The sequence below is a fragment of the Streptomyces sp. NPDC048473 genome (genome assembly GCF_043200155.1).
In the GTDB taxonomy this organism is placed as follows: Bacteria; Actinomycetota; Actinomycetes; order Streptomycetales; family Streptomycetaceae; genus Streptomyces.
In genome coordinates, this window is sequence record NZ_JBICXE010000003.1 from 24197 (window position 1) to 49938 (window position 25742).

The 25742-nt window shown below is 71.3% G+C and carries 19 protein-coding genes and 1 pseudogene; 12 read left to right on the forward strand and 8 right to left on the reverse strand.

Annotated elements, in window-relative coordinates:
- Nucleotide 1 precedes the first annotated feature (1 nt).
- The 10 genes from ACGFU7_RS06495 (at nucleotide 2) to ACGFU7_RS06540 (ending at nucleotide 14389) form a co-directional block, all read left to right on the forward strand.
- Nucleotides 2-904, forward strand: a complete 903-nt coding sequence (locus ACGFU7_RS06495; protein WP_329838480.1) for a carbohydrate ABC transporter permease — start codon at nucleotides 2-4, stop codon at nucleotides 902-904.
- Between the two features lie 3 nt (nucleotides 905-907).
- Entirely contained in the window at nucleotides 908-2197 is a 1290-nt protein-coding gene (locus tag ACGFU7_RS06500) for a 6-phospho-beta-glucosidase (protein WP_393692945.1), read from the forward strand.
- A complete protein-coding gene (locus tag ACGFU7_RS06505) occupies nucleotides 2188-3162 on the forward strand; it encodes an N-acetylglucosamine kinase (protein ID WP_393692947.1) in 975 nt (324 codons plus the stop codon). The genes ACGFU7_RS06500 and ACGFU7_RS06505 overlap by 10 nt, the downstream gene beginning before the upstream one ends.
- A gap of 315 nt (nucleotides 3163-3477) precedes the next feature.
- A complete protein-coding gene (locus ACGFU7_RS06510) occupies nucleotides 3478-4869 on the forward strand; it encodes a hypothetical protein (protein WP_393692949.1) in 1392 nt (463 codons plus the stop codon).
- Nucleotides 4870-4880: 11 nt separating this feature from the next.
- Nucleotides 4881-5924 (forward strand): glutamate ABC transporter substrate-binding protein, encoded by a 1044-nt coding sequence (locus ACGFU7_RS06515; protein WP_393692951.1) that lies wholly within the window; start codon nucleotides 4881-4883, stop codon nucleotides 5922-5924.
- 103 nt (nucleotides 5925-6027) lie between these two features.
- Complete coding sequence (locus tag ACGFU7_RS06520) at nucleotides 6028-7353, forward strand: hypothetical protein (protein ID WP_393692953.1); 1326 nt, start codon at nucleotides 6028-6030, stop codon at nucleotides 7351-7353.
- 61 nt (nucleotides 7354-7414) lie between these two features.
- Nucleotides 7415-10192, forward strand: coding sequence for a tetratricopeptide repeat protein (locus ACGFU7_RS06525; protein ID WP_393692954.1), 2778 nt, complete (start codon nucleotides 7415-7417; stop codon nucleotides 10190-10192).
- Nucleotides 10189-11511, forward strand: coding sequence for a protein phosphatase 2C domain-containing protein (locus tag ACGFU7_RS06530; protein WP_393692956.1), 1323 nt, complete (start codon nucleotides 10189-10191; stop codon nucleotides 11509-11511). The genes ACGFU7_RS06525 and ACGFU7_RS06530 overlap by 4 nt, the downstream gene beginning before the upstream one ends.
- A gap of 142 nt (nucleotides 11512-11653) precedes the next feature.
- Entirely contained in the window at nucleotides 11654-13012 is a 1359-nt protein-coding gene (locus ACGFU7_RS06535) for a VWA domain-containing protein (protein WP_393692958.1), read from the forward strand.
- A 111-nt stretch (nucleotides 13013-13123) separates the two neighbouring features.
- Nucleotides 13124-14389 carry an FHA domain-containing protein gene (locus tag ACGFU7_RS06540; RefSeq protein ID WP_393692960.1) on the forward strand — a complete coding sequence of 422 codons (1266 nt, stop codon included), beginning with the start codon at nucleotides 13124-13126 and terminating at the stop codon, nucleotides 14387-14389.
- A gap of 6 nt (nucleotides 14390-14395) precedes the next feature.
- Here ACGFU7_RS06540 and ACGFU7_RS06545 read toward each other — a convergent pair whose 3' ends face one another.
- Nucleotides 14396-15379 (reverse strand): methyltransferase domain-containing protein, encoded by a 984-nt coding sequence (locus ACGFU7_RS06545; RefSeq protein ID WP_393692962.1) that lies wholly within the window; start codon nucleotides 15377-15379, stop codon nucleotides 14396-14398.
- Between the two features lie 110 nt (nucleotides 15380-15489).
- Here ACGFU7_RS06545 and ACGFU7_RS06550 point away from each other — a divergent pair, with 110 nt between their 5' ends.
- Together ACGFU7_RS06550 and ACGFU7_RS06555 are read left to right on the forward strand one after the other, a co-directional pair.
- Nucleotides 15490-15894 (forward strand): globin, encoded by a 405-nt coding sequence (locus ACGFU7_RS06550; RefSeq protein ID WP_393692964.1) that lies wholly within the window; start codon nucleotides 15490-15492, stop codon nucleotides 15892-15894.
- A 101-nt stretch (nucleotides 15895-15995) separates the two neighbouring features.
- A pseudogene (locus ACGFU7_RS06555) lies at nucleotides 15996-16385 on the forward strand (FtsX-like permease family protein); the annotation flags it as partial.
- A 19-nt stretch (nucleotides 16386-16404) separates the two neighbouring features.
- Here the strand turns inward: ACGFU7_RS06555 and ACGFU7_RS06560 are convergent.
- The 7 genes from ACGFU7_RS06560 to ACGFU7_RS06590 all read right to left on the reverse strand — a co-directional run bounded on the left by ACGFU7_RS06560 (nucleotide 16405) and on the right by ACGFU7_RS06590 (nucleotide 25454).
- Complete coding sequence (locus ACGFU7_RS06560; RefSeq protein ID WP_393692966.1) at nucleotides 16405-17094, reverse strand: hypothetical protein; 690 nt, start codon at nucleotides 17092-17094, stop codon at nucleotides 16405-16407.
- Nucleotides 17091-17513, reverse strand: coding sequence for a thioesterase family protein (locus ACGFU7_RS06565; protein ID WP_114244550.1), 423 nt, complete (start codon nucleotides 17511-17513; stop codon nucleotides 17091-17093). The genes ACGFU7_RS06560 and ACGFU7_RS06565 overlap by 4 nt, the downstream gene beginning before the upstream one ends.
- 5 nt (nucleotides 17514-17518) lie before the next feature.
- Nucleotides 17519-19183 carry an energy-dependent translational throttle protein EttA gene (ettA, locus tag ACGFU7_RS06570; RefSeq protein WP_393692968.1) on the reverse strand — a complete coding sequence of 555 codons (1665 nt, stop codon included), beginning with the start codon at nucleotides 19181-19183 and terminating at the stop codon, nucleotides 17519-17521.
- 242 nt (nucleotides 19184-19425) lie between these two features.
- Nucleotides 19426-20862, reverse strand: coding sequence for an LAETG motif-containing sortase-dependent surface protein (locus tag ACGFU7_RS06575; RefSeq protein WP_393692970.1), 1437 nt, complete (start codon nucleotides 20860-20862; stop codon nucleotides 19426-19428).
- A 242-nt stretch (nucleotides 20863-21104) separates the two neighbouring features.
- Nucleotides 21105-21740, reverse strand: a complete 636-nt coding sequence (locus ACGFU7_RS06580; protein WP_393692972.1) for a single-stranded DNA-binding protein — start codon at nucleotides 21738-21740, stop codon at nucleotides 21105-21107.
- 100 nt (nucleotides 21741-21840) lie between these two features.
- Entirely contained in the window at nucleotides 21841-23817 is a 1977-nt protein-coding gene (locus ACGFU7_RS06585) for a GTP-binding protein (RefSeq protein WP_393692974.1), read from the reverse strand.
- On the reverse strand, nucleotides 23814-25454 hold the full coding sequence (locus ACGFU7_RS06590) for an ATP-binding protein (protein ID WP_393693552.1): 1641 nt from the start codon (nucleotides 25452-25454) through the stop codon (nucleotides 23814-23816). The genes ACGFU7_RS06585 and ACGFU7_RS06590 overlap by 4 nt, the downstream gene beginning before the upstream one ends.
- Between the last annotated feature and the right edge of the window lie 288 nt (nucleotides 25455-25742).

The window sequence follows — 25742 nt, forward strand, 5'->3', positions numbered from 1 at the left end:
CGTGGCGCAGGTACTCGACGCCGTCAAGGAAGCCGACCCCGCGACCGGCCCGGTCACCCCGGCCGAACGCAGGGCGCGCCGCAAGTCGCTGCTGAACTGGATCGCCGTGCACTCGCTCGGGGTCGCCGCCGCGCTCTTCTTCGTGCTGCCGTTCGTCTTCCTGGTGCTCACCTCGCTGATGAACGGCCAGCAGGCGCTGACCCGCGATCTGTGGCCGCACCCCTTCGAATGGAGCAACTACCAGCGGGTGTTCGACACCGACGGCTTTCTGACCTGGTGGAAGAACACCCTGCTGTACGCGGGGCTCGGCACCGTCCTCACGGTCGTCTCCTCGCTGCCCGTGGCATACGCGCTCGCCAAGTTCCGCTTCCGCGGCCGGCATCTGTCGCTGATGCTGGTCATCTCGATGATGATGCTGCCGCCGCAGGTCGTCGTCATCCCGATGTACCTGTTCTGGGCGAAGCAGCTGGACCTGTCCGGCACGCTCTGGCCGCTGATCATCCCGATGGCCTTCGGCGACGCGTTCTCCATCTTCCTGCTGCGGCAGTTCCTGCTGACCATCCCGAACGAGTACCTCGACGCGGCGAAGGTCGACGGCTGCGGCGAGCTGCGCACCCTGCTCAAGGTCGTCGTGCCGATGGCCAAGCCGGGCATCGCCGCCGTGGCCCTCTTCCAGTTCTTCTACGCCTGGAACGACTACTTCGGCCCGCAGATCTACGCCTCGGAGAACCCGGCCGCCTGGACGCTCAGCTACGGCCTGGAGTCCTTCAAGAGCGCACACCACACCGACTGGAACCTGACCATGGCCGCGACCGTACTGGTCATGGCCCCCGTGATCCTCGTCTTCTTCTTCGCCCAGAAGGCGTTCGTCGAGGGCGTCACACTGACCGGAGTAAAGGGCTGACCTATGAAGCTGGCAGTAGTTGGTGGCGGGTCCACCTACACACCTGAACTGATCGACGGCTTCGCCCGGCTGCGGGACACGCTGCCCATCGAGGAGCTCGTGCTCGTCGACCCGGCGGCCGACCGTCTGGAACTCGTCGGCGGCCTCGCCCGGCGGATCTTCGCCAAGCAGGGCCACCCGGGGCGGATCGTCACCACCTCGGACCTCGACGCGGGCGTCGCCGACGCCGACGCGGTCCTGCTCCAGCTGCGCGTCGGCGGCCAGGCCGCCCGCAACCAGGACGAGACCTGGCCGCTGGAGTGCGGCTGCGTCGGCCAGGAGACCACCGGCGCCGGCGGCCTCGCCAAGGCGATGCGCACCGTGCCGGTCGTCCTGGACATCGCCGAGCGGGTCCGCCGCACCAACCCCGATGCCTGGATCATCGACTTCACCAACCCGGTCGGCATCGTCACCCGGGCGCTGCTCCAGGCCGGCCACAAGGCCGTCGGACTGTGCAACGTGGCGATCGGCTTCCAGCGGAAGTTCGCCCGGCTGCTCGACGTCACCCCGGCCGAGGTCCACCTCGACCATGTCGGGCTCAACCACCTGACCTGGGAGCTCGGGGTGCGCCTCGGCGGCCCCGAGGGCGAGAACGTCCTGCCGAAGCTGCTCGCCGAGCACGGCGACACGATCGCGGACGATCTCCGCATGCCCCGGGCGATCACCGACCGGCTGGGCGTCGTCCCCTCGTACTACCTGCGTTACTTCTACGCGCACGACGAGGTCGTACGGGAGCTCGGCACCAAGCCGTCCCGCGCGGCCGAGGTCGCCGCGATGGAGAAGGAGCTCCTCGCCATGTACGGCGACCCGGCGCTGGACGAGAAGCCCGCGCTGCTCGCCAAGCGCGGCGGCGCCTTCTACTCGGAGGCGGCCGTGGACCTGGCGTCCTCGCTGCTCGGCTCGGGCGGCAGCCCGGTGCAGGTGGTCAACACGTACAACAAGGGGACGCTGCCGTTCCTGCCGGACGACGCGGTGATCGAGGTGCAGGCGAGGGTCGACGGGACGGGTGCCACCCCGCTCGCCGTACCGGAGCTGGACCCGCTGTACGCCGGTCTGATCGCCCATGTGACGGCGTACGAGGACCTCGCCCTGGAAGCCGCGCTGTGCGGAGGCCGGGCCACCGGGCGGGCGGGTGGGAGAAATGCAGTCTTCAAGGCGCTGCTCGCACACCCGTTGATCGGTCAGTTCGAGTACGCCGAGGCGCTCACCGACAAGCTGATTGCGCACAACCGGGAGCACCTGGCGTGGGCGTGAACGCTTCGGTCCTCGCGATCGATGCGGGGAACAGCAAGACCGATGTGGCACTGATCGGTGAGGACGGGACCGTGCTGTCGGCGGCCCGCGGCGGTGGCTTCCAGCCGCCGGTCGTGGGGATCGAGGCGGCCATGGACGTTCTCGGTGCGGCCGTCGGCCGGGCGCTGGAGCTGTCCGGCGAACCGGTCGGCTCCGTCGCACATGTGTCGGCCTGTCTCGCCAACGCCGATCTTCCGGTGGAGGAGGAGCAGTTGGCGGCGGCGCTGCGTGCCCGTGGCTGGGGCGCGACCGTCGAGGTGCGCAACGACACCTTCGCGATTTTGCGTGCGGGGGTGGACGAGCCACGGGGTGTGGCCGTCGTCTGCGGTGCGGGGATCAACTGTGTCGGCATGGTGCCGGACGGGCGGACCGCGCGCTTCCCCGCCATAGGCCGGATATCCGGTGACTGGGGCGGCGGTTCGGGGCTGGCCGAGGAGGCGATGTGGTTCGCCTCGCGGGCCGAGGACGGCCGCGGTGAGCCGACCGAGCTGGCCCGTGCGCTGCCCGGGCACTTCGGGCTGGACTCGATGTACGCGCTGATCGAGGCGCTGCATCTGGGCCGGGTCGAGTTCGAGCGCCGGCACGAGCTGACTCCGGTGCTCTTCGCGACCGCGGCGGCCGGGGACCCGGTGGCGGGTGCGCTGGTGGACCGGCTGGCGGAGGAGGTCGTCGCGATGGCGTCGGTCGCACTGACCCGGCTGGGTCTGCTGGACGAGGAGGCGCCGGTGGTGCTGGGCGGCGGCGTACTGGCAGCCCGCCACCCGCAGCTGGACGACAGGATCGCCGAGCTCCTCGCGGTACGTGCCCCGAAGGCGGTGGTCCGGGTGGTGACGGAGCCTCCGGTTCTGGGGGCGGCGCTGCTCGGCCTGGATCACACGGGGGCGGCTGCCGGGGTGCACGAGAGGCTGCGTGCGCAGTACAGCTGAGACGGTGTGCTGACGCAAGGGGCGTACCGCGGCGTTTTGCGCTGCGTTACGCCCCTTGCGTACGGGAACCGTTCAGCTGTCCCGGACGTGTTCATGAGTGGGGAGATCGGTCCGCTTCGGGGATTGGTCCGCCGATCGTCTTGATCGGCGGCGCAGGCCTTGATCGAATGCGTGTGACTGCCATCCGCGGACCGATGCAGGATCCAGGCGTTCCTGGTGTGGATGTCAGTCCCTGCGGCCATACTTCTGGCCGGGTACCAGTTCCCCGATCGGCCGGGGGGCCGGGCCACCGTCAGTGACCGAGGGGGAGGTCAAGTGACATACCCGCCGAATGTACGCACGGCGCCGGAACACGCGCGGGCGCAGCCGCCCGTGCCCGCGACCGTACCCGCTCCGCCGCAGCGCGGTGCCTGGTCCGCGACGGCGGAACGGCTGCGCGCCGCGGCGACGACCGAACCGGGCAGGCTCCAGATCATCGGGGCCGTACTGGCCCTGCTGGTCGTCGCGTTCGGGGCCGTGACGGCGTTCGAGATCGCCGACCGGGCCGCCGCAGCCGACGACGTGGTGAGCCGCAGCCAGCCGCTGAGCGCCGACGCGGCGGACATCTACCGTTCGCTGGCCGATGCCGACACCGCGGCGGCGAGCGGCTTCCTGGCCGGGGCGCAGGAGCCGCGCGATGTCCACGACCGGTACGACAAGGACATCAAGGAGGCATCCCGGCTGCTGGTGAAGGCCGCGGCCAACACGGATGCGTCGACGAGCTCCGGGCACGAGATCACCACGCTCAACGAGGAACTCCCCCGGTACGCGGGTCTGATCGAGCGGGCCCGTGCCAACAACCGGCAGGGCCTGCCGCTGGGCGGTGCCTATCTCCGGTACGCGAACCAGAAGATGACCAATGTGCTGCTGCCGGCCGCCGAGCGGCTGTACGCGGCGGAGACCGGGCGGCTCGACCGGGACAACGACTCGGCCAGGGCCTGGCCGTTCCTCTCGCTCGGGCTCGGTGTCGTGGCACTGGCCGCACTGTTCTGGGCGCAGCGGCGCAACTACCGTAGAACGAACAGGGTCTTCAACCACGGGCTGCTCGTCGCGACCGCCGCATCCACCGTGGTGCTGCTGTGGCTGGCCGTGGGGCACACGGTGGCGCGGTCCGAACTGCTGGACGCCGATGTGCACGGGCAGCAGTCCCTCGATGTTCTCAACCATGCGCGGATCGACTCGCTGAAGGCGCGCGCCAATGAGAACCTCACTCTTGTCGCCCGCGGCGCGGTACTCACCCCGGACGGCAAGAACGACAAGTACGAGACCGACTACAGCACGGGCATGAAGGCTCTCGGTGAAGAGCTGGGGAAAGCCAGGAAGCTTGCCGACGACTCCCAGGGGAGCGGGCCGGTGGCGAACGCCATCAACGGTGTCTCCGAGTGGCAGGGCCGCCACCGGACCGCCCGCACGACCGACGACAGCGGCGACTACGAGGGCGCGCTGAAGCAGATCATCGGGCCGGAGAACTCGACGGGTGAGTCCTTCAACCGGGTGGACGAGGCGCTGAAGCAGGCGCTCGCCCATGAGCAGGGCGAATTCACCCGGGCCGCGAAGGACGGGCGCGGGGCGCTGGGCGGGCTGCCGATCGGGGCCGCCGCGCTCGCCGCTCTGGGTGCCCTCGCCGCGATCGTCGGGGTCAACCGCAGGCTCTCGGAGTACCGGTGAGAGGGGGAGCGATGACCAGGATGCGCACGGGCGTGAGGTCCACCCGCGGCAGGCTGCGCGGCTGGGGCGGAGTGACGGGCATGGCCGTGGCCTGCGCGGTGACGGCCTCGCTCACCCTGCTGCCGCTCTCCCACGGCGGCGCCGGCACCTTCGCCGGGGACGCTTCGGGGCCTGGTACGGCGCATGCCGTGCAGGCCCGGGCCAACGACTGCACGGACCCGGAGGCGAGCCTGCCGCCGTCGAGCGCCGACGGCCCGGGCATCGCGAAGATCAAAGCGCGCGGAAAGCTGATAGCGGGCGTCGACCAGAACAGCTTCAGCTGGGGATACCGCAATCCGGAGACCGGCAAGCTCGAAGGCTTCGACATCGATCTGGTGCGGGCCATCGCCAAGAACATCCTGGGCGATCCCGACGCGGTGATCTTCCGGGCCATCCCCACCAACCAGCGGATCGCCGCCCTGGAGAACGACAAGGTCGATGTCGTCGTCCGGACGATGACGATCAACTGCGGCCGGCTGGACCAGGTCTCGTTCTCCACGGCCTACTTCCAGGCCGGGCAGCAGGTCCTCGCGCCGAAGGACTCGCCGATCACCGGGTTCGACAAGTCCCTGGACGGCAAGCGGATCTGCACCGCCGAGGGCTCCACCGCGTACGAGGCGCTGGAGAAGCAGTCGTTCGGCTCGGTCTTCAAGGACGAGCACGACGGCACCGAGGCGGACGAGGACCGGCTCACCGTCCCCAACCAGCTGGACTGCCTGGTACGGCTGCAGCTGGGCGAGGTCGACGCGGTGGTCACGGACAACGCGCTGGCGGCCGGCCAGGCCGCCCAGGACCCGGCGGTCGAGCTCAAGGGCGACAAGCCGTTCACCACCGAGTACTACGGCGTGGCGACGAAGCGCGGTGCGAACGATCTGGTGGCCCGGGTCAACCAGGTGCTGGTCGACTACCGCAGGGGTGGTGCGGACAGCCCCTGGATGGTGTCGTACCGGAAGTGGCTGGAGGCCGGTCTGCCGGGGATATCGGCGCCGCCGGCCCCCAAGTACCGGAGCAACTAGCGCCGGGCCGGCCGGGTGTGCGCAACCGCGCGGACCGGACCGGCGAGGCAGTGGCACTGATCCTGCCGGGCCCGTCCCGGCAGGAAGAGCGGAGAGGTGATCGATGGGCGTCGCGGGCCCCTTCCCCGGCTACGCGGGGAGGCCCCCCGGCCCGGTCATGGACCGGGACGAGGCGGACCGTGCGCTGGCCCGGCTGGGCGCGGAGCACGAGGCGATCGAGACCTCGCTCCTCGCCCTGCAGGACCACGCGGGCCGCCGGCTCCTGGAGGGCGCCGATCTGACCGGTGTCACCAAGGAACGCTGGGCCTCCACCGAGCAGTCGATCACGCTGCTCTGGGGGTATTTCGACGCCTACGCGGGGGCGCTGGCCGAGGCCCGCGCGGTGCGGGCCCGCAGGCGCCACCCCAACCGGGACGACATGGTGGTCCTCACCGAACTGCTGCGCGGCCAGGGCGTCACCGTGGCCCATGCGGCCGGCCTCCCCGATCCGTCGGTCACGGGCCCGGCCAAGCTCTCCGAGCGGTTCACGCTGGAGGAGCTGGTCGCCCGGATGAACGACCTGTACGCCCGCTCGCTGGACATGGTCGTCGCCTCCGACTCCGTGTGGTCCGCGCTGCCCGCCCGGATAGACCTCCTCGCCGCCGAACTGCACCGCACCCGCTCGCTGGCGCACTCCGTCGGCGTACGGCCCGGTGAGCACCCGGCGGGCGACGACCTGGAGGCGATCACCCATGAACTGACCACGCTGCGGGTCCAGGTGATCTCCGATCCGCTCGCGTTCTGGCTGTCGGGCCCCGGCAGTTCGGCGCCCGGCGGCGGACGCCCCGACACGACGCGCTACGACCGGGCGGCCCGCGCCCTGGACGACGTACGCCGCGAGATCGAGGCGGTGCTCGCGGTCCGGCAGGACGCCGAGCAGCGTCTGGTCCATCTGCGTGATGTCCTCTCCCGCGCGGACCGCACCCTGACCGAGGCCCGGTCGGCGCGCGGCGAGGTGCTGGCGAAGATCGCCGCCACCGAGGTGCCCGCGGTCAGCGGCCCGGCGACCGCACTCCAGGAGCGGCTGGCCGCCGCTTCGGAGTACCGCAGGCATGCCCAGTGGCACCGGCTCTCCCCGCTCCTGGAGACGCTGGAACGGGAGGCCGAGGAGGAATTGCTGCGGGCCCGTGAATCGCTGACCGCGGTCACGGCCCCGCTGGCCGTACGGGCGGAGCTGCGCGGCAGGCTCGACGCGTACAAGGCGAAGGTCGCCCGGCACCGGATGGCCGAGGACCCGCTGCTGATCGAGCGGTACGACGCGGCGCGCCGGATGCTGTGGAGCGCACCGTGCGATCTGCGGGTCGCCACGCAGGCGGTACTGCGCTACCAGGAGGCGGCGGCCGAACTGCTGTCGCAACGCCGGACCTCGGGACCGGAGGACCGGCGATGAGTACAGGTATGTGCAAGGTGGAAGGGCCGCTGCGGCGGCGGGGCGAACAGGGGGACGGACCATGAGTACGCAATGCCAGCGCCCCGCGTGCGAGGGCAATTACGAAGACATGGGCGGCGGTGAGCTGTACTGCGACACCTGCGGTCTGGCTCCGGTCGTCTCGCCGAACGGGATGGTGAGCTCGCCGCCGACCGGGATCACGGGCGGCGGCGCGAGCAGCAGGGGAAGCCGGGGCAGCAACAGCAGTTCGCGGGCCTCGTCCCGGGCGTCCTCGCGTTCCTCGTCCCGCTCGTCGACCTCGCGGCGTTCCGTTTCGGGACGGCTCTCACGCTCGCTGTCCCATGGCTCCACGTCCCGTTCGGTGTCGGTGCGTTCCTCCGGTTCGTCCACGGGCGCGTCCGGCCGGGGCAGGCTGGGCGCGGGCCTGGTGCAGGTACCGGACGTGCCGCGTCCCGACCCCCGCACCGCGGTGATGGAGAACCCGGAGGTGCCGGAACGGAAGCGTTTCTGTTCGCGTTCGGACTGCGGGGCCCCGGTTGGCCGGGCCCGCGGCGAACGGGCGGGGCGCACGGAGGGATTCTGCACCAAGTGCGGCCACCCCTACTCCTTCATGCCCAAGCTCCACGGGGGCGACATCGTGCACGGCCAGTACGAGGTCGTGGGCTGTCTGGCGCACGGCGGGCTCGGCTGGGTCTATCTCGCGGTGGACCGTGCGGTCTCCGACCGCTGGGTGGTCCTCAAGGGCCTGCTCGACACCGGTGACCAGGACGCCATGGCGGCCGCCATCTCGGAGCGCCGCTTCCTCGCCGAGATCGAGCACTCCAACATCGTCCGGATCTACAACTTCGTCGAGCATCTCGACCAGCGCACCGGCTCGCTCGACGGCTACATCGTGATGGAGTACGTCGGCGGCAAGGCGCTCAAGGAGATCGCGAACGAGCGTCGTACCCCGGCCGGGAAGCGCGATCCGCTGCCGGTCGAGCAGGCGTGCGCGTACGGCATCGAGGCGCTGGAGGCGCTCGGTCATCTGCACAGCCGCAACCTGCTGTACTGCGACTTCAAGGTCGACAACGCGATCCAGACCGAGGACCAGCTGAAGCTGATCGACATGGGCGCGGTGCGAAGAATGGACGACGACGAGTCGGCCATCTACGGCACGGTGGGGTATCAGGCGCCGGAGGTCGCGGAGGCCGGCCCTTCGGTCGCATCCGATCTGTACACGGTCGCGCGGACGCTCGCGGTGCTCACCTTCGACTTCCAGGGCTACACCAACGTCTTCGTGGACTCGCTGCCGGACCCGGACAACATCGAGGTGTTCCGGACCTATGAGTCGTTCTACCGGCTGCTGGTACGCGCCACCGACCCGGATCCGGCGCGGCGGTTCGCCTCGGCGGCGGAGATGGCGGAGCAGCTGACGGGTGTGCTGCGCGAGGTGGTGTCGCTGCAGACGGGGCGGCCGCGGCCGGCGCTGTCGACACTGTTCGGCACGGAAGTGCGGGTCACGGACACGGGGTTGTTCGCCGAGCTGACGGACGATGTGTCGCGGCTGGGGGCACGGGCTGCCGCTCCGGCGTCGTCAGGGCGCTTCGGGCGGCGGCGGAACGGGGCGGTGGCCGGCGTTGCCGCGTCGTCTCCCGCTGTGCCACCCGCGGGGCCGGGGCAGGGCGCGCTGCCCGCGGGTGCGCCGCCCGTGCCCGGTGGCGGTCCGCTGACCGCGCCGCCCACCCACGTGCAGGCGGGCGACGGGACGGGCCGGGCGGCGCTCCAGAGCGGCGCGGCCTTCTCGTACGCGCAGGCCCAGGCCGCGATTCCGGCACCCCGTGTCCCGGCCGCCGATCCCGGTGCGCCGTCGGGGCCGTTCGTCCCGGACGGCCCCCGGCTGGCCTGGTTCGACGCACGGTCCACCTCGCTCGCGCTGCCCGTGCCCCGGGTCGATGCGAGCGACCCCAACGCGGGCTTCCTCGCGGGACTGATGACCACCGCACCCTCCGAACTGATCTCCGCGCTGCAGGCCGTGCCCGCGGCCTCGCTGGAGACCAGGCTGCGTGAGCTGCGCGCCCGCCTGGAGATGAACGAACCGGGCGCCGCGGGGCAGACCCTGACGGCCCTGGAGGGGCAGTTCCCGGACGACTGGCGGGTCGTCTGGTACCGCGGCATCACCTCGCTGGTGACCGGTGACAACGAGAACGCGGCGCTCTCCTTCGACGCGGTGTACGACGCGTTCCCCGGTGAGCCGGCGCCCAAGCTGGCGCTGGGGATCTGTGCGGAGGTCCTGGGCCAGCTGGACAACGCCGCCGAGTACTACCGCCTGGTGTGGACGACCGACCCGAGCTTCGTCAGCGCCGCCTTCGGTCTGGCCCGGGTGCAGATCGCGGCCGGGGACCGGGCCGGGTCCGTCAGGACACTGGAGTCCGTGCCGGAGGCGTCGATCCACTACACGGCCGCCCGGGTCGCCGCGGTGCGCGCCCGGCTGCGTGGACGGGCCCCGGACGAGCCTCTGATCGTCGATCTGATGGCCGCCTCGGCCCAGGTCTCGGGGCTGGCCGGTTTCGGTCTGGACGCGGTGCGCCGGGAGCAGTTGTCGACAGAGGTGCTGGGGACGGCGCTCGACTGGGTACTCTCCGGTAGTCCCACGGCCCGGTCCTCGGCCCCGCAGCCGCACGCGCCTGCCGGGTCGCCCGGGGCGAGGACGCTGCTCGGCAGTGAGTTGGACGAGCGCGGCCTGCGTTTCGGGCTGGAGCGTTCGTACCGGATGCTCGCCCGGCTTGCAGAGCCCGGCGACGAGAGGATCGAACTGGTGGAGCGGGCCAACCGTTTCCGCCCCCGGACGTGGGTGTGAAAATGTCGCAGAAGCCCCAGGAGACGGCCTTGTCGAAGTGCCCCGGCTGCGAGGAGCCGCTGGAGCCGGGGGACCTGTTCTGCGGTGCGTGCGGGTACGACCTGTCGGCCGTGCCCGAACCGCCGCAGGACCACCCGACGATCGCCATGGCCGTACCGGCGGAGAACGGCGCGGCGCCCGCCGCCCGCACTCCGGCGGGTCGCCCGGCAGGGGTCCGGTTCGACGTGCCGGACGGATCGGACGACTTCGAGCTGGCCGCGCCTGGGGCCGAATCCGGGCACGCACCTGGGGCCGCGCCCGCATCCGCGCCGTCCGCCGAGGCGTCTGCGCCCGCACCCGACCCCCGTACGCCTGCCGCGGAGCTGCCCTCCACGCCACCGGCCGGCACCAAACTGTGTGTGGCCTGCCGCGCCGGCCATGTCGACACCGACGGCTACTGCGAGAACTGCGGCCACGCCCAGCCGCGCGAGCGCGACCACATGGAGCAGGAGCTCGGTTCGGTGGCCGCCGTCAGCGACCGGGGCCTGCGCCACCACCGCAACGAGGACTCGTTCGCGGTGTCGACCACGGCCCTGCCCGACGGTTCGCCTGCCGTCGTCGCGATCGTCTGCGACGGCGTCTCATCGGCGAGCCGCCCCGACGAGGCGTCGGCGGCCGCCGCGAGCGCCGCCAACGAAGCGCTTCTGGAGTCGCTGCCGCGCGGCACCCATCCGCAGCAGGCGATGCACGAGGCGATCGTCGCGGCCTCCGAGTCGGTCAACTCCCTTGCCGAGGAGCCCGGCCAGGCCATGGAGCACGACCCGCACCGCCATCAGAACGCCCCGGCGTGCACCCTGGTCGGCGCGATCATGGCGGGCGGTCTGCTGGTCGTCGGCTGGGTCGGCGACAGCCGCGTCTACTGGGTGCCGGACGACCGCACCAACCCGCCCGCCCGGCTGACCGAGGACGACTCCTGGGCCGCGCAGATGGTCGCGGCGGGCCTGATGAACGAGGCCGAGGCGTACGCGGACGAGCGCGCCCACGCCATCACGGGGTGGCTCGGCGCCGACGCGTACGAACTGGAGCCGCACACCGCGTCCTTCAAACCGGACCGGTCCGGTCTCGTGGTGGTGTGCACGGACGGCCTGTGGAACTACGCGGAGTCGGCGGCCGAGATGGCCGCGGCGGTGCCGGCCGATGCACAGCTTCGGCCGTTGCAGGGCGCCCAGGTGCTGGTGGGTCATGCACTCGACGGTGGGGGCCACGACAACGTAACAGTGGCTCTGCTGCCGTTCGTGGTACCGCCGCAGGGGGCAGGATCGGCCTGCGGCGACACATGAGTCCCGTTCCGTAACGCTTGATTCCGGTTCCGTCCGCCCACTCCACCCCCGCCGCCTTCGCCCGCGTTCGCCCGCCTTCACCCGTAGTTCTTCCCTCACAGCTGTCTTCATCTGACACCTGGAGTCCCAAGGAGCCGATCAGATGGCCAACTTCTCCAAGTCGAACGTGCCGCAGTTCTCCGTCGAGGTGTACCAGAACGAATATCTGCCGGAGGGCGGTCGCGAGGTCAACGCGATCGTCACGGTCACCTCGACCGGAGGCGGCACCACCGGTGGCAACCCGCTGTCCGGTGCGGCTGCCACGCCCACGCACGTACCGGGGCAGGCGCCGAAAGCCGCCGTGGTGATCATGGTCGACTGCTCCGGTTCGATGGACTATCCGCCGACGAAGATGCGCAACGCCCGCGATGCGACGGCCGCGGCCATCGACACCCTGCGCGACGGCACCTCGTTCGCCGTGGTCGGCGGTACGCACGTCGCCAAGGAGGTCTACCCGGGCAACGGGAGGCTCGCGGTAGCCGATGTGCGGACCAAGGCCCAGGCGAAGGAGGCCCTGCGTGCGCTCAGCGCCGGTGGCGGTACGGCGATCGGCACCTGGCTGCGGCTGACGGACCGGCTGCTCGGCGCCGCCGATGTGGAGATCCGGCACGGCATCCTCCTCACCGACGGGCGCAACGAGCACGAGGCGCCGGAGGATCTGCGGGCCGCGCTCGAATCCTGCGTGGGCCGCTTCACCTGTGACGCCCGGGGTGTCGGCACCGACTGGGAGGTGAAAGAGGTCACAGCCATAGCCTCCGCGCTGCTCGGCACGGCCGACATCGTCGCCGACCCGGCGGGGCTGGCCGCGGACTTCACGCAGATGATGGAGAACGCGATGGGCAAGGAGGTCGCGGATGTCGCGCTGCGGCTCTGGACGCCCGTCGGGGTCGAGATCAAGTTTGTGAAGCAGGTCGCACCGACGGTCGTCGATCTGACCGGCCGCCGCACCGAGGCGGGCCCCCGCGCCGGGGACTATCCCACGGGTTCCTGGGGCGACGAGTCCCGCGACTACCACGTGTGCGTACAGGTGCCGGAGGCCGGGATCGGGCAGGAGATGCTGGCGTCCCGGGTCTCGCTGATCCTCCCCGACCCATCGGGCGGGGCGCCGCAGACTCTTTCGCAGGGCCTGGTACGGGCGGTGTGGACGGAGGACATGGTGGCGTCCACCTCGATCAACCCGCAGGTCGCGCACTACACGGGCCAGGCCGAACTGGCACAAGTCATCCAGCAGGGGCTCGATGCCCGCAAGTCGGGAGACTTCGACGGCGCGACCGCGAAACTGGGCCGTGCGGTGCAGCTGGCATCGGCGTCCGGGAACGAGGACACTGCGAAACTGCTTTCGAAGGTGGTGGACGTCGTCGATGCGGCGACCGGTACTGTGCGACTGAAGGCGAAGGTCGCGGAAGCCGACTCGATGACACTCGAAACACGCTCGACCAAGACCGTTCGCGTCAAGAAATAACCACACAGCCGCGCAGTCGAGCCGCCCGGCCGGAGCGATCCGCCGGGTGGCGAAGAGCAACAGAAAATGACGGCCCCCCGGGGCCGGACGAGGAGAGGGGGAAGCGCCGACATGCCGACCTGCCCGAACGGACACCAGTCGGGTTCCGATGACTGGTGCGAGGTCTGCGGCCATCGCATGGCCGGGGCGGGCGCGCCTGCGGGTGCAGTCCCCCCGCCGCCTCCCCCGCCGCCCGCTCCCGGTTACGGCTACCCGCAGGGCCCCGGCCCCGATGCGACCCAGCAGGCCGAGCTCTGCCCGCAGTGCCGCACACCGCGTGAGGCGATGGCGCCGTTCTGCGAGGAGTGCCGCTGGAACTTCCTCACGAACACCGCGACGTCGTACACGCCGCTGGCGCCGTCCCACAGCGTTCCCGCCCCTCCGCCCGGTCTCAACCTGCCGCCCGGCTTCCAGGCGCAGCAGCCGCCGGGCCCTCAGCAGCAGCGCGATCCGTTCGAGTACCAGGGCTCGCGGCCCTCGCAGGTGAACCGCCCGGCCGAGCCGCTCTCCCCCGACCAGGGAAGCCGGCCCGGGCCCCCGGCGCCGGGTCCGCAGGCGCCGCAACCGTTCCAGCAGCAGGCGCCGCAGCCGCCGCAACCGTTCCAGCACCAGGCGCCGCAGCCGCCACAGCCGTTCCAGCAGCAGGGGCCGCCGCCTCCGCCGTCCTTCCAGCAGCAGACCGCGCCGCCCCCGCCGTTCCAGCAGCAGACCCCGCCGCCGCCGTTCCAGCAGGGGCCGCCGCCTCCGCCGTTCCAGCAGCAGTCGGCGCCACCCGCGTTCGAGCGGCCCGGTCCGCCCGCCCCGCAGTCCGGCGATGACGACGACTGGATGCTGTCGCCGCCGTCCCTGGCCCAGGCCCCGCAGCCGCCGGCCCCGCCGCAGCAGCAGCAACCGCCGTTCCCGGGACCGAACCAGACCCAGAACCAGCCGCCCGCGAGCTGGACCGCGGTCATCGCCCCGGACCGCGAGTACTTCCTGGCGATGATGCAGCGCAGCGGCCCCGAAGCGACCGGGCTCAACCTGCCCGCGTACTCCCCGGAGCAGCAGCTTCCGCTGACCGGCAACCAGATCACCATCGGTCGCCGCAGGCACAGCACCGGCGAGTCCCCCGACATCGATCTGTCCGTGCCGCCGGAAGACCCGGGCGTCTCGCACCAGCACGCGGTGCTGGTGCAGCAGCCCGACGGCAGCTGGGCCGTGGTCGACCAGAACTCCACCAACGGCACCACGCTCAACGGCGCCGAGGACCCGATCCAGCCCTATGTCCCCGTCCCGCTCCAGGACGGCGACCAGGTGCATGTCGGGGCGTGGACGACGATCACGATCCGCCGGGGCTGACCCGCACTACCCGTTGGGCAGTGGCCAGGCGTACGGCCCCTCGGGGTCGTCCAGCCAGGCCCACTGCCGCCCGTCCCGGACCGTGATGCCGAACCTCTCCCGCTCGGGGCGCCGCTCGCGCTGCCAGAGGGAGAGGGCCTCGCGCGGGTCGAGGGTGGCCTCGGTCAGCGTCAGCAGGAACCGGAAGAGCTCGTTCTCGCTGACGCGCCTCGGCAGTGCGCCGGTGTGCGGTCGCCGCGCGGGCGGCGGCGGGGTGCCGCGCAGCGGTACGAAGTACGCGGGCGTGTGCAGAAACCGGCCCTCGGCGTACTTCCCGTGCACCCCTTCCCGTACCCGCAGCGCGATCAGTCCGGTGGCGAACGGCGCCAGTATCCGTGCGCCCGGCGCGCACTGGGCCAGCCATGCCTGCGGTACGCACGGCAGGGTGCAGGTCGCGATGATCCGGTCGTACGGGCCGCGCGGGGGCCAGCCCCGTGTCCCGTCCCCGGTGATCACCGCCGGGCGGTATCCGGCCGCCGCCAGATGCCGGCGGGCCGACTCGGTGATCTCCGGGTCGAGGTCGACGGTAGTCACGGCGTCGTCACCGAGCCGGTGCGCGAGCAGCGCCGCGTTGTAGCCGCTGCCCGCGCCGATCTCCAGAACCCGCTGCCCTTCCCGTACGTCCAGCTCTTCGAGCATCCGGGCCATCAGCGACGGCTGGCTGCTCGACGAGATCAGCTCGCCGTCCCGGATCCGGGTGGCCAGCGCCCCGTCCGCGTACACCCCGTGCAGCCACTGGGCCCGCCTGTCCGGGTCGGGGTCCTCGCACCACAGGCGGTCGAATCCACCGCCCACGAAGTAGTACGGCACGAACAGATGCCGGGGCACCTCCTCGAACGCGGCCAGCCATTGCGGGTCACCCAGCGCCCCACCGGCCACGATCCCGCGCACCATCGCCCACCGCTCCTCGGCGGCGGCCGCGGCGAACCGATCCGGGTACGCGTCGTCCATACCTCCACCTTCCTGCGCCGGGGGCCCCGGGGCCAGGAACCGGGCCGGGCTCCGAGGACCGGAGTCCTAGGACCCCGGTCCTCGGCCGGTGCGTCTGCGACGATGGACGGGTGACAGAGATTCCGCGCGACACGCTGCAGGAGCAGACCTTCTACGAGCAGGTCGGCGGCGAGGAGACCTTCCGGCGCCTGGTGCACCGTTTCTACCAGGGGGTCGCCGAGGACCCGCTGCTCCGGCCGATGTATCCGGAGGAGGATCTGGGTCCGGCCGAGGAGCGCTTCAGGCTGTTCCTGATGCAGTACTGGGGTGGGCCCCGGACCTACAGTGAGCAGCGTGGACATCCCCGGCTGCGGATGCGGCACGTTCCGTTCCGGGTGGACCGGGCGGCGCACGATGCGTGGCTGAGCCATATGCGGGTCGCCCTCGACGAGCTCGGCCTGACGCCGGAGCACGAGCGGCAGCTGTGGGACTACCTCACCTATGCCGCCGCCTCGATGGTGAACACCGAGGGCTGAGTTCCCGCCGCAGGTGCGAAATGCGTTCCTCCGCCTCCGATTAACGGTCACGATCCCATCAAGTTGTACACACAAGCGGTTTCCAACAGGACGTACGCCCTGCGTTCGTCGACACCCCCATGCAGCGGGGCGCCGAGGGGATCTACACGGCGGCGATCGCGGCCGGCGCGGGCTACGCCCTGCTCGCCGTCCTGCTGTCGCTGCTGCAGACCGCACCGGAACGCACCGCCCTGCTGGCCCGGCTGCGGACCATGGGCCTCACCTCCCGGCAGGGCGGACGGCTCCTCGGCCTCGAAGCGATGCCGCAGGCGCTGCTGGCCGCCGTCGGCGGGCTGCTCGTGGGATGGGCGACGACCGCCCTGCCGGCGCCGGGCGTCGACCTGGTGAGCCTCGCGCTCTCCGCCGGGCCCGGCTCCGGCGCACTCGGCACCGCTCCGCTGCGGGCCGACCCGTGGTCGCTGACGCTCCCGGCGCTCGGCGTGGTCGTCCTCACCGGCCCGCGACCGTTGCTCAGCCCGCGCCCACGGTCACCGCGAGCGCGCCGAGCCCGCTGCCCGGGCCGCGCAGGGCGATCGAGCCGAAGGGGGTACGCAGCCGCAGCCAGGACCCGGCCGCGAGCAGGGCGACCGGGAAGTCCGGCGCCGGGCGGAGGAAGCCGAGGGACTGGGCGGCGTGGACGGCCCGCAGCGGAAGTTCGGTGGAGCCGACCGGGCGCGACCAGATCTCGCGGCCGATCAGGTCCCGCTCCGCCCGGGTGCGGCGGTCCTCGGGCAGGGCCTCGTCGCGGGAGCGGAACTCCGCAACCCCGGCGGTGACTGCTGTGCGCAGGGAGACCGGGTCGGGCAGGCCCGGCAGTTCGTGCCAGCCGCCGCGGGGCGGGAGGACACCCGTCCACGGCGGCCCGGTGACGGGTGCGGGCAGGGCGCCCGAACCGGCTGCCGTGCCCTCGACGTCGAGGGATTCGAGGAGTTCACCGGCGGACACCGTGACGTCGAAGTCGTGCGGGCCGGCCAGCCGCGCCGCCCGGATCGCCAGGACCTCGAACGACGGCGGCCTGCCGAACACGGCCAGCGCACTGCCGCCCGCCTGCATCCGCACCGCGGCTGCCCGGTCGTAGTGGAGCAGCCGGCCGAGGAAGGCCGCGAGATCCGCGGCCTCCCTCGCGTCGGCGAACTCCAGCGACCGCACGGGCACCGTCATGCTGCGGCAGGCTCCTCGGCCAGGTACTGCTGGAGGAAGAGCTTCTCCTCGGCGGAGATCCGCCGAGGCCGCTCCTCGGCCAGGTCGTACGGCACGACGACCGTCGAGGCCCGCACGTACACCTGGTCCGGGTCCTTGATCTCGTACGCGATCGTCAGCGACGCGGCGCCGATCTTCGTGACCCACGACTCGACGGTCACCGGCTCGTGCCGGTGGACCAGCGGCCGTACGTAGTCGATCTCGTGCCGGGCCACGACGGACCCGCCCGAGAAGGACGGCGAACCGTCCCCCGGCGCCAGCCGGAACATGAAGTCGATGCGCGCCTCCTCCAGGTAGCGGAGGAAGACCACGTTGTTCACGTGGCCGAAGGCATCCATGTCCGACCAGCGCAGCGGGCAGTTGTAGATGTGACGTGCCAAGTCGATCAGCCTCGCGTGAGCTTCTTGTACGTGGCACGGTGCGGGCGGGCCGCGTCCGCGCCGAGACGCTCGACCTTGTTCTTCTCGTACGACTCGAAGTTGCCCTCGAACCAGTACCACTTGGAGTCGCCCTCGTACGCCAGGATGTGCGTGGCGACGCGGTCCAGGAACCAGCGGTCGTGGGAGATGACCACAGCGGCGCCCGGGAACTCCAGCAGGGCGTTCTCCAGCGAGGACAGGGTCTCGACGTCGAGGTCGTTGGTGGGCTCGTCGAGGAGCAGCAGGTTGCCGCCCTCCTTGAGCGTCAGCGCCAGGTTGAGGCGGTTGCGCTCACCACCGGACAGGACGCCGGCCGGCTTCTGCTGGTCCGGGCCCTTGAAGCCGAACGCGGAGACATATGCCCGGGAGGGCATCTCGACCTGGCCGACGTTGATGTAGTCCAGCTCGTCCGAGACTACGGCCCAGAGGGTCTTCTTCGGGTCGATGTTGGCGCGGGACTGGTCGACGTAGGAGATCTTGACCGTGTCACCGGTCTTGATGGAGCCGGTGTCCGGGGTCTCCAGGCCCTGGATCATCTTGAACAGCGTGGTCTTGCCCGCGCCGTTCGGACCGATGATGCCGACGATGCCGTTGCGCGGCAGCGTGAACGACAGGTCGTCGATGAGGACCTTGTCGCCGAAGGCCTTCGAGAGGTTCTCGACCTCGACGACGACGGAACCGAGCCGCGGGCCCGGCGGAATCTGGATCTCCTCGAAGTCCAGCTTCCGCATCTTGTCCGCCTCGGCCGCCATCTCCTCGTAACGGGCGAGACGCGCCTTGGACTTGGTCTGCCGGCCCTTGGCGTTGGAGCGGACCCACTCCAGCTCTTCCTTGAGCCGCTTGGCGCGCTTCTCGTCCTTGCGGCCCTCGACCTTGAGGCGGGCCTGCTTCTTCTCCAGGTACGTGGAGTAGTTGCCCTCGTAGGCGATGGCGCGGCCGCGGTCGAGTTCGAGGATCCACTCGGCGACGTTGTTCAGGAAGTACCGGTCGTGCGTGACGGCGATGACGCAGCCCGCGTACTTCGAGAGGTGCTGCTCCAGCCAGTTCACCGACTCGGCGTCGAGGTGGTTGGTGGGCTCGTCGAGGAGCAGCAGGTCGGGGGCCTCGATCAGCAGCTTGCAGAGCGCGACGCGGCGCTTCTCGCCACCGGAGAGGTTGACGACCGGCCAGTCGCCGGGCGGGCAGCCCAGGGCGTCCATGGCCTGCTCCAGCTGGGCGTCCAGGTCCCACGCGTTGGCGTGGTCCAGGTCCTCCTGAAGCTTGCCCATCTCGTCCATGAGCGCGTCGGAGTAGTCGGTCGCCATGAGCTCGGCGACCTCGTTGAAGCGCTTGAGCTTGCCCATGATCTCGGCGGCGCCGTCCTGGACGTTCTCCAGAACCGTCTTCGCCTCGTCGAGGTGCGGCTCCTGCATGAGGATGCCGACGCTGAAACCGGGCGACAGGAACGCGTCACCGTTGGACGGCTGCTCCAGGCCCGCCATGATCTTCAGCACCGTGGACTTACCGGCGCCGTTGGGGCCCACCACACCGATCTTCGCCCCGGGCAGGAAGCTCAGCGTGACGTCGTCAAGGATCACCTTGTCGCCGTGCGCCTTGCGCGTCTTGCGCATCGTGTAGATGTACTCAGCCAAGAGAAACCGTCCGGCAATCGATGTGTGGGCAGATACACCCCATCTTGCCTGACGTCCATCCCGGGACGGAAACCAGTCCGGTCCGCGGTACACCCCGTCCTGTCTCCCGGCACACACCGCCCCCCGTCTTCCGGCATGCGACGGCCCCGGCACGCATCCGCGTACCGGGGCCGTCATCAGGCAAACGTGACAGATTGCCTGCCGTTCGTCACTCCGTGACTACTGCCGTGATTACTGTGTGATCACTGGGCGGAGGACTGCGTCTTGCGCTTGCGGAGGAAGAAGACCGCGCCGCCGCCGACGACGACGAGGGCGATCGCGACGCCCGCGATGACCGGGGTGGCGCTGGAGCCACCGGTCTCGGCGAGGTCGCCCCCGGTCGAGCTGCCGCCGGCCGTGGCCGGGGCGGGCTGGTCCTGGGTCTGGGTGTCGAGGCCGCCGTTGCCGCTGCCGCTGGTCTTGCAGTCCAGGACGCCCTTGAACGTCTTCGTGAAGCCACCGGGTCCGGTGATCGTGAAGTCGTACGCCTGGTCCTCGGCGACCGGGACGGTCACCGTCTCGGACTTGCCCGCCTCGATGGTGTGCTTCACTCCGGCCAGCTCGAAGGTGAACGCCTCGTCGCCCTTGTTGCTCGCGGTGACATCCACGCCGCCCTTGGCGCAGTTCTTCTTGGCCGAGACCGCCGGGATCGCACCCTGCTTGGCCCAGGTCGCGGTGGCGGCCGCGGAGACCGTGGACTCGCTGGAGCCGGCCAGGATCATGGTCTGGCTCTTGGTCACCCCGGCGAAGGCCCGGCCGACCGGCACCGACGTGGTGGCCTGGACGGTCAGCGAGGCGGAACCGTCGGCGGTACCCGTCGGTACGTCGAAGTAGAGCTCGGCACCGTTGGCCGCGGTGGTCACGGGCTTGCCGCTCTTGTCGGTGACCTTGACACCGCTGGCGGCGTCGGCGGGCGGGGTCACGGAGACCTGGCCCGCGTTGGTACGGACGGTGACCGGTCCGAGCCGCTCACCGGACTTGCCGGAGACCGCGGCCGGGTCCAGGGCGAGGGACGCCTTGGGCTCGGCCTGGTCGACGGCGTTGTGCTCCAGCCAGTCGGCGAGCTTCTCGGCCTGGCCGTCGGTTGCGTCGACATCGGCGTTGTCCGAGTAGCGCCAGATGGCCACCTGGGTGCCCGCCGCCGCGGTCTTCTCGGTGAGCGGCCCGGTGCCGGCCTGCTTGGCGAGCGCTGCGAGGTCGTCGACCTGCGGGTAGGAGTGCTCCAGGATCCAGCGGATCTTGCCCGCGTTCTTGTTGCTGCCGAGCGAGGTCTGGTTCCAGGGGGTCTCCAGGTACTTCGCCTGGTCCTGGGTGGGGTTGTGAATGTCGATGCAGTACGTCTTGAGCTTGCCGCCGCCGTCGACGGTCATCTCGAAGAGCCCGGCGGGCAGCTCCTGATTCCGGCCGTCCGCGTGGAGCACGGCGCGGTCGTAGGTCTTCAACCCGTCCAGGACCGCGGCCGCGCCACCTTGATGCTGCGGCGCCTCGTCGGCGACCGCACTGCCCGCGCCGACGAGGGCGCCTGCCATGACCAGACCGGATGCCATCACCGAGGCGGCCAGCCGGGCTATGCCCCGCCGCCGTGGAGAATTGGTCGTCTCCGTGGATGACGAAACGGTCGCTGAAGAAGCAGAAAACACAGAATTCCCCTCCGGGCGAGACCCTCCGCGCCTGATGCGCGTGTGGGGATTGTCCCGCCAGTCGACTCAAGTGCCCCGTGAGTACTGGGGAATCCTAAGGACGAAGCGATGAACATTCCCCCGTCATACCGTCGTACAACCATTCCGACTCAGAATCGTTATCGCCGGTATCACGCACACGTCTCCGCACGCCTCGGTCCGCCCCGATCCGCCCCGGTCCGGTCAGGTCAGGTCAGGTCCGGTCACGGCACCGACGCAAGCTCCTGGTCGCCTTTCTGACGCCCCGTCGACCGCTTGCCCCGCTGCCGTCCGCCCCGTTCGCTCTGTTCGGCCAGTTCGCTCCGTTCGCCCCCTTCCTCCCGTCCACCCCGCTCGGCCCGCTCGTCTCGCTCGGCCGGTGACACGTCGTACGAACCACCCGGCCCACGCGCCCCCTCCGATTCACCCGACCGTCCCGGCCCACCGACCAGGTCACCCACCCTGTCCACGCTCCCCGCGCGCGCCATCAGACCCGGCTCACCCCTCATCACCCGCCGGAACGCGGCCGTCCCCCGGGTCAGGTCGTGTCCCACCGCGATCGCCTCGATGTCCACGAATGTCCTGCGCAGGCCCTCCCGTTCCTCCTCGCGCACCTTCAACCTGCCGTGCACGACGAGTGGTTCTCCGACGGAGACGGAACCGGACAGATTCGACGCCAGAGTCCGCCAGGCCCACACGGTGTAGAAGCTGGTGTGCCCGTCCGTCCAGGACTGTTTCTCGCGGTCCCAACGGCGCGGCGTCACCGCGAACCGGAATCGCGCCATTCCGCCGGTCACGGTCTCCCGGAACTCCACGCCCGTCGCCGCGTTGCCCACCAGTGTCACCAAGGTGTCATTCATGACTCCGCCTCCCCTTCGGCCTTCGGCTCCAGTCACCGCACCCGCGCGGTCACTGATCCCAGGTTGAAGGAGAGGCGGAATTCCTGCTGATGCCTGTGGACTACCGAGTAGTTGTGGAAAACTCCGTCACCGCCACGTACCGCTCCCGCACCTCGCGGTACCGCACGAGCTCCGCCGCCACCGGATCGAGCACCCGCGCCCGGCCACAGGCCGCCGCCGCCTCACGCAACTGCCGCTCGGCCTCCTGCCCGTAACGTCGCGCGGGCCCCCGTGCCGCGGCCGCGCACGACCACTCCACCAGCGGGCCGCCGATGACCCCGGCCAGCATCACCAGGGCGGGCGTGAGGAATCCCGGTTCGAGTACGCCGACGATCTGGCCGACCAGCCAGAGGCCGCCGAAGATCTGGAGCAATGTCATCGACGCCTGTGCCAGCACGGCGGCGGGCCACCACCTGGGCCGCGGCGGCTTCCCGCCCACGCGACCGCTGTGCGCCACACCGGAGGCCCCGGCCACCCCCGTCGCCACGACCGTCGAACCGCCAGGACCGACCGCACCGTGCGCGGCGCCCCCCGCGTCGCCCGGGGAACAGCTCACCGTCCGCCCCCGCCCGTCCGCAGCGCCGGACCGTTGCGCCAGCTCGTCGAGCGCCTCCGGCAGCCCTTCCGCACCGTTCACCGCGGCCTCGCGGACCGCCTGTGCCCAAGGGCCGGGCAGCCCGTCGGCGGCCTCGTCCGCCACCGTCCGTACCGCCTGCTCGACGCGTTGCCGGGCGGTGAGCTGCTCCTCGGGGGGTGCGGGCTGCGCCGGGCACTCCAGGCTTCCCGGCCGCCGGGTGGACTCGTACCAGCGCCACAGCCGCAGCCATGGTGTGCCGCACGCCCGTCCGGCGTTCCTTCGCCACTCGCGCTCGGCCGCCTGTCCCGCCGCGGCCGCTCCGACGGCTTCCGCGAGCCGGTCGGCGAACTCCTCGCGGGCCCCTTCGCCGAGACCCGGCCGCCCCTCGGCGACGTACACCGGACGGAGCCTGGCCGCGGCGGCGTCCACATCCGCGGACAGCCGGCGCGCCGCTGCCGTGCGCTCCTGGACGAACCGGCCGAGCATCTCGCGCAGTTCGCCCACGCCTTCACCGGTGAGTGCGGACAGGGACATGACGGTGGCGCCCGGTTCGCCGTGTTCGCCGAGCGCCATGCCGTCCTCGTCGAGCAGCCGGCGCAGATCGTCGAGGACCTGGTCGGCAGCGTCGCCGGGCAGCCGGTCGATCTGGTTGAGGACGACGAAGGTGACTTCGGCGTGCCCGGCGAGCGGCCGCAGGTAGCGCTCGTGCAGGGCCGCGTCCGCGTACTTCTCCGGGTCGACGACCCAGATCACCGCATCGACCAGCGCAAGCACCCGGTCGACCTGTTCGCGGTGCCCGGTCGCCGCCGAGTCGTGGTCGGGCAGGTCGACGAGGACGAGCCCCTGGAGCGCCTCGTCGGCGTCCGTAACGCCCTGCTGCGGCCTGCGCCTGAGCCGTCCCGGAATGGCGAGCCGGTCCAGCAGCCCGGCGGCCCCGTCGGTCCAGGAGCATGCGATGGGGGCGGCCGTGGTCGGCCTGCGCAGCCCCGTGTCGGAGATCGGGACGCCCGCGAGGGAGTTGAAGAGGGTCGATTTGCCGCTGCCGGTCGCTCCGGCGATGGCCACGACGGTGTGCCGGGAGGAGAGCCGCTGGCGGGCTGCCGCTTCGTCGAGCACGCGCCCCGCCTCGGCGAGGGTGGCCCGGTCGAGCCTGGCCCTGGACAGCCCGACGAGTTCGCGCAGCGCGTCGAGCCGGGGCCGGAGCGGACCGCCGGACGGTACGTACGCCTCGACCTGGGGCAGCCGTACGTCATCGTCCCGGGCGTTCCCGCGCTCGGAATCTGCCGCCTTGGCAGCCGCGCGCCGGGCGATGAGCCCGTCGTTCCAGTCCCCGCCCGCCTCCGGCACAGCTGCGCGCCCGCCGTCGGGTGACCGGCGCCGGCTCCGGTGCTCCTGGTTCCGGTCCTCGTGAGAAGCGGGAATCTCGCCCCGGCCGGGCCCCTCGTCAACGACGGCAGTCATCGCTGCCACCTCTCCTTCTGCAGTACGGACAGCGCGGCGATCAGTTCGGCCTGCGGCTCCGGGGCCACATCGAGTGCGTCGAGCGGTGCGAGCCGCCGGTCGCGCTCGCCGTCCAGCACCCGGTCGAGACAGTCGGTGAGCAGTGCGCCGCCCCTGTCGCGCAGCCGCAGCGCACCTTGGGCGCCGATCCGTTCGGCGAGTTGTTCCCCGGCGGCGCGGGTACGGCGACCGCCGAGCAGCGCGGCGGCCAGCAACGCCGCCACCGTCTCGGCATCGGGTGCGGCGTTGCGTTCGAGCCGGCGCACCTCTTCCTCGGCCAGCTCCTCCAGCACCCGCCACCACCGCCGTACGGCCATGGCGATCCGGCCCCGGATGTCCTCGGCGGGCCCCCATCCCCCGGCCTCCCGGCCGACACCCTCGAAGCCGAACACCCCGGCCGCGGGCTCGCGCTGCCAGGTCGTGCGGATCTGTTCGTCGGCGGCGGCCACGGCGCACTGCAGCAGCGCGGCAAGACTCTCCACCAGCGCTTCGAGAAGTTCCTCGGAGGTGCTGTACATCGGGTATCCGCGCCACCGGGTGCGGGCATCCCCGGCAAGCACACCGCCGTTGCGCAGCCGCCGCCGGACCCGGGCGCCTTCGGTGCGGTACGCGTCCTCGACCACACCGGTCAGCCGCACGGCCGCCGCGTACTGCGCCGCGACCGCCCCGGCCAGCGCGGGCATCCGTACGTCCAGCGAGTCGATGACCCCGGCCGCCGTACGCCCTACCGCCTGCTGACGGGCCGCCGGGTCCTGGGCGCGGTGGCTGAGCCAGGCCCGCAACGGGGCGACCGCGGTGGTGGGCAGCAGCCCGCTGCCGCCGCCGGCCGATTCGGGCAGCTCGGGAATGGTGAAGCGCGGCACCTCACCGAGGCCCGCCTTGGTGAGCAGCGCCCCGTACTGCCGGGACACCTCGGCGATCACCTGGTGCGGCACCCGGTCGAGGACGGTGACGAGCGAGGCGTCGTACTCCTTGGCGGTACGCAGCAGATGCCACGGCACGGCGTCCGCGTACCGGGAAGCCGTGGTCACCATCACCCACACATCCGCGGCGCAGATCAGCTCGGCGGCCAGGACCCGGTTCCGTACCACGAGCGAGTCGAAATCGGGCGCGTCGAGCAGCGCGAGCCCGCGCGGCAGCCCGGTGGCGGTCTCGACGCGGAGCATGGTCCCGTCCTCCTCTCTCCCGTCGAGCCCGTCGCACTGACCGGGATCCCCGTTCTCCTCCGGCGGCAGCCAGACCCTGGTCAGCTGCGGCAGTACGCGGACCCCCGCGAACCAGTGATGATCATCCGGATGGCAGACGAGCACGGGCGTCCGCGTGGTCGGCCGCAGCACCCCGGCCTCGCTGACCAGCCGCCCCACCAGCGAATTGACCAGCGTCGACTTCCCGGCCCCGGTGGACCCGCCGATGACCGCGAGCAGGGGCGCTTCAGGATCCCTGAGTCGGGGAAGCAGGTAATCGTCGAGCTGGGCGAGCAGCTCGCTCCGGGTCTGGCGGGCGCGTGCGGCCCCCGGCAGTGGAAGTGGAAGACGCACGGCAGCGACACGGTCGCGCAGGGCGGAAAGTGCGTCGATGAGCTGAGGCCGTACGTCCAAGGTCACCACATGCGAAGAATGCCCAATTTTGGCGCCTTTTTGAAGCGTATAGCCACCTCTGCGCGCCGGTTCTCTCCTCGGGACGGAGTCGGGACAGAGGGGACGAGTGGGGCGCAGGCATAACGAGTGCACAACACCCGGGGCGCGAGGCGTCAAAAGCGGTGCATGAATCCCACCCACCTGCGATTATCGGTTCGCTTCACCGAACCTCCACATCGTGCCACGCAGGTGAAGCAACCGGGACGAGGCGATTGGAGCCCTATCCTTGTCCCGGCAGGTCACCGACCG

Coding starts and splice junctions, on each gene's coding strand:
- ACGFU7_RS06500 (WP_393692945.1), top strand. CDS start 908: ATGAAGCTGGCAGTAGTTGGTGGCGGGTCCACCTACACACCTGAACTG.
- ACGFU7_RS06515 (WP_393692951.1), top strand. CDS start 4,881: ATGACCAGGATGCGCACGGGCGTGAGGTCCACCCGCGGCAGGCTGCGC.
- ACGFU7_RS06520 (WP_393692953.1), top strand. CDS start 6,028: ATGGGCGTCGCGGGCCCCTTCCCCGGCTACGCGGGGAGGCCCCCCGGC.
- ACGFU7_RS06525 (WP_393692954.1), top strand. CDS start 7,415: ATGAGTACGCAATGCCAGCGCCCCGCGTGCGAGGGCAATTACGAAGAC.
- ACGFU7_RS06535 (WP_393692958.1), top strand. CDS start 11,654: ATGGCCAACTTCTCCAAGTCGAACGTGCCGCAGTTCTCCGTCGAGGTG.
- ACGFU7_RS06540 (WP_393692960.1), top strand. CDS start 13,124: ATGCCGACCTGCCCGAACGGACACCAGTCGGGTTCCGATGACTGGTGC.
- ACGFU7_RS06545 (WP_393692962.1), bottom strand. CDS start 15,379: ATGGACGACGCGTACCCGGATCGGTTCGCCGCGGCCGCCGCCGAGGAG.
- ACGFU7_RS06560 (WP_393692966.1), bottom strand. CDS start 17,094: ATGACGGTGCCCGTGCGGTCGCTGGAGTTCGCCGACGCGAGGGAGGCC.
- ACGFU7_RS06580 (WP_393692972.1), bottom strand. CDS start 21,740: ATGAATGACACCTTGGTGACACTGGTGGGCAACGCGGCGACGGGCGTG.
- ACGFU7_RS06585 (WP_393692974.1), bottom strand. CDS start 23,817: ATGACTGCCGTCGTTGACGAGGGGCCCGGCCGGGGCGAGATTCCCGCT.